Raw genomic sequence first — 3848 nt, 5'->3', positions numbered from 1 at the left:
GGTGATCGGTATTGTCGCCGCCCGGTTGATGGAGCGCTTTGGCCGCCCGGTGGCCCTGCTGGCAGGGGATAACCAGGGGCGTTTCCGCGCCTCCGTGCGGGCCCCTCGCTGGTTTGCCGTGGATGCAGCGCTTCAGTCCTGCGGGGATCTGTTGGAGGTCTTCGGGGGACACCCCGCCGCCGGGGGATTCACCGTTGTCCCCCACCGGGTTGCCACCCTGCAGGAGCGGCTGGAGCAGCGGGCCGCCACCGCCCTTCAGCAAGGGGAAAGCGCCGCGGTGGTGGCCCCGGAGGCCCACTTGAGTCTGGAGCGGATCAACGGGGCCTTCCTGGCAAGCCTCCGCGCCCTGGCCCCCTTTGGTATCGGTCATCCGGTTCCCTTGTTCTGGTCGCATAACTGCCGAGTGCTCAGGCAGCAGGGCCTACGGGGTGGTCACCGAAGGTTCGAGCTGGCGTGTGGCGAAGCCCGTTTCCCGGCCATTGCCTGGCGCTGGTCCGATGGGCCGGCGCCGCAACAGGTGGACGCGGCGTTCCGGATTGGCTGGGATCGGCGGGGTGTACAACCTCGGCTTCAATTGGAGATTGAGGCCCTGCGCCCGGCCCGGCAAGAGGTGCTGATCCAGAAGCAGGGTCGCCGGTATTGGTGCTCCAGCCGGGAGGGGGCCATTCACTTGCGCAACGCCTCTGGTGAATGCCGCACGGCGCCGTGGCCCCTGCCGGAGGATGCCGACCCCCCACAGCAAGAGCCCCTTCATCCCTATGTGCGGCAGCTAGCTATTCAGGCCGCAGCGGATTTGGGACTCGCTGTTTAGTGGGGTGGGCACTCAAAAGTGGAAGTTGCTCATGGCATATCCTCTTGGAAGGTAAAATGAGCTGCCATCGTCTCATCGGTCAACTTTTTAACCAGCGCCTCCTGTTGAGGTATGGCAGGCGCACGAAGCAAATCAGTCCAGCACGCATCCCCGGGAAAACGTGCATGTACCGGACCGGAATACAGTGAGAAATCAGAAGGAGAAGTCAGGCTCGCCGATATGACGTTGATCTCTCCGGCTTTCCATGAAGCAGACCGCAACTTGTCCAGGTTCAGTCCTGTTTGTGCTCCGATGTAGGACATCAATGTGTCTTGTACGACCCATATTGCACGTCCTCCCCACTTGTTTGCAATTTCCGACTTGACGATTATTTGGGATGCCATACGCGCCCATACCTGGCGCGTGTTGACACCGGGTGAGTTGCGACGCTCCGTCAAGCGTCCAGTTGCATAAAACACCGCATCACAAAAGGCGGACCGCATATCTGTCCGCTTCTCTTTGTTGCCTCCAGAGGTGGAGGCCGTCATAATTTCAACGATGCAGGGAGGGGCGCTACCATTGCGTAGTACGTAGTCAAGGCGGTAATTGACATACTTGTCTCTCAACGTGACTTCCGACCAAACCTGTACAGTGTCGCCTTCGCAGAATCCCGCCAACTTCAATACCCTGTCACGTAAGGGACGTTGCTGTGGCGATGGGTTGAGAACATCCAGCGCAAGGAGCCGGTGGGGGCAAACTGCCCACTGCTCCCTGCCGGACTCAACCGAACACACGCCACAAGGAATGAAGCCGCCGCCTTTGCGCCCTACCGATGAATCAAAAAGCGATGCCAACGGTTCCCTGTTTGCGGGCCAGCGCATCATGTCTCGGTTGCCTCCACCGTCCCACAGGCGGTTGTCCATGTGTGGGCATCGGGCTTGGAGAGTGTCTGCACCATAGGCGCCGCTTGTGGTGAGGGTGTACCCGTAAAGCTCGCTAATTATAGACATAATGAAGTCCTTACACTTTGAGCCACTGCCCGAGCCAGTGGGGGAGGAACAGCATTTGCCACTTGGCGGTGCTGATCGAGGTTGGGGACAATGCCCGTCCGTCGTCGAATGGGGCCAGTGAAAATATGTGAGTCGGGGAACCCCTGAATGCGGGCAGCTTCTCTTGGAGTTAAATAGCGATTCTCAACCGGGTGATATGGGGTTTCTCCGCAACGAAGTGTGAGGGATGGCTTGCCGCGATCCAGGCGGCGAAATTTTGTTGAGTCTTTTGGCGTGAGCCGTTGAACGATTTCCGGGGGAGCTTTGGACTTGGAAAGCCATTCCCCTTCAAGGACATAGGATATCCGTTCACGATCACGGGGCGGCGTGATGTCCACATGATTGGCTACGGCAGGAGGATCAGGTGGAGCAGCGGCCGGGGGCAGATCTTTCAGGACATCCCCTACCGTCATATCCCATACATGGGTTCGCGTGGGGAAGGTGTACCTTGTTCCTTGGGGTACGCCAACAATGATAGCCCGCTTGCGATTCTGAGGCACATGATAATTCACGGCATTGAGTATTGCCATGTGCAACTCGTATCCCAATCTACTGAGTTTATCTGACAAAATATCCGCAACTTCGTGATTAAGAAATTGAGGAACCTGTTCCATGATGATCGCGATAGGCCGTAGCGCTGAAGCAAAGCGCACCATCTGGAAAGCCAATCCACCCCGGGGATCATCAGTTCCTTCCCGTTTCCCGATTTGGCTAAAGGGCTGGCATGGTGGACCACCATGCAAAAGAGCCAAGCCCCCGGCAGGGATCCCCAACAACTCACCTGTTTGCTCGATATCAAGGCTACGGATATCTACCTGCAAAACCCTCTTCCCATTTGCATTGCGGCGCAGGGTTTCTGCTCCATGGGGGTCTAACTCCACGGCGCATATCGTTCTGAAGCCAGCCGAGTCAACGCCGACGTCCATGCCACCAGCACCGGAAAACAGGCTGAGTGCAAGGTTGTTTTTAGCGGCCAGGGCATTGGCCATGGGGCGGAAAATCGACAACAGTTATCCCACTCTACAGTGGGTCAGTCCTGAGCTTGACAGTTTCGTCCTGCCTAGCCCGTCCCCACCTTGGCGACGCACTCAGAACAGGCTGCACTGGGCCTGTTGCAGCAGCAGGTGATCGGCCAGCACCAGGGCCACCATGGCCTCCACCATGGGCACGGCCCGGGGCAGCACGCAGGGATCATGGCGCCCCTTGGCCGCCAACACCACCGGCGCCCCGCTGGCATCCACGGTATTCTGGGGCTTGCGGATGGTGGCGGTGGGCTTGAAGGCCACCCGCATGGTGATGGGCTCCCCGTTGCTGATGCCCCCCTGAATCCCGCCGGAGTTATTGGTGGCGGTGCGGATGGAGCCGTCACCGGTGGCGAGAAAGGCGTCGTTGTGCTCACTACCCCGCAGACGGGCGCCGGCAAAGCCCGACCCGATTTCAAAGCCCTTGGTGGCGGGTAAGGACATCACCGCCTTGGCTAGGTCCGCCTCCAGCTTGTCGAACACCGGCATCCCCAGTCCCGCCGGGCAGTGGCGCGCCACACAACCCACCACGCCCCCCAGGGAGTCTCCCTCCTGGCCAACGGCCTTGATCCTGGTGATCATGGATTCGGCCACCGCCGGATCCGGACAGCGCACCATGGTGGCGTCCACCTGGGCCGTGCCCACTGTGGAAGGGTCCACCCGGGCCACCAGGTCATGCACCTGCTCCACCCAGGCCACCACCTCGGTGTTGTGCAGGTGGCGCAGCAACTGACGGGCAACGGCGCCGCCAGCCACCCGAGCGATGGTTTCCCGGGCCGAAGCGCGACCGCCACCGCTGCGGACCTGAATCCCGTACTTGGCCTGGTAGGTGGCATCGGCATGGGAGGGGCGGAAGGTGTGGGCCATGGCGCTGTAGTCCCCAGGCCGCTGGTCCTTGTTGCGCACCACCATGGCGATGGGGGTCCCCAGGGTGACGCCATCCAGCAAGCCACTGAGGATGTCCACCTGATCCGCCTCCTGGCGGGG

4 protein-coding genes are annotated in these 3848 nt (G+C 60.6%); 1 reads left to right on the top strand and 3 read right to left on the bottom strand.

All coding sequences use genetic code 11. From position 1 onward, the window contains the following. A partial coding sequence (locus tag BG35_RS0107525; protein WP_025782344.1) for a DHHA1 domain-containing protein occupies positions 1 to 811 on the top strand: 811 nt, incomplete at its 5' end. Positions 812 to 840: 29 nt separating this feature from the next. Here the strand turns inward: BG35_RS0107525 and BG35_RS12775 are convergent. From BG35_RS12775 to aroC, 3 genes are all read right to left on the bottom strand, one after another. Further along, the gene (locus BG35_RS12775; RefSeq protein ID WP_152535225.1) at positions 841 to 1713 is read right to left on the bottom strand and encodes a NotI family restriction endonuclease; all 873 of its coding nucleotides are present in this window, start codon (positions 1711 to 1713) and stop codon (positions 841 to 843) included. A gap of 77 nt (positions 1714 to 1790) precedes the next feature. Beyond that, positions 1791 to 2828, bottom strand: coding sequence for a DNA cytosine methyltransferase (locus BG35_RS12170; protein WP_152535224.1), 1038 nt, complete (start codon positions 2826 to 2828; stop codon positions 1791 to 1793). Positions 2829 to 2927: 99 nt separating this feature from the next. Then, positions 2928 to 3848, bottom strand: a 921-nt coding sequence (gene aroC, locus BG35_RS0107510; protein ID WP_025782342.1) for a chorismate synthase, incomplete at its 5' end; no start/stop codon positions are given.

Source organism: Candidatus Synechococcus spongiarum SH4, assembly GCF_000586015.1.
Classification (GTDB): domain Bacteria; phylum Cyanobacteriota; class Cyanobacteriia; order PCC-6307; family Cyanobiaceae; genus Synechococcus_B; species Synechococcus_B spongiarum_F.
This window is presented reverse-complemented; position numbering and strand designations above follow the sequence as displayed.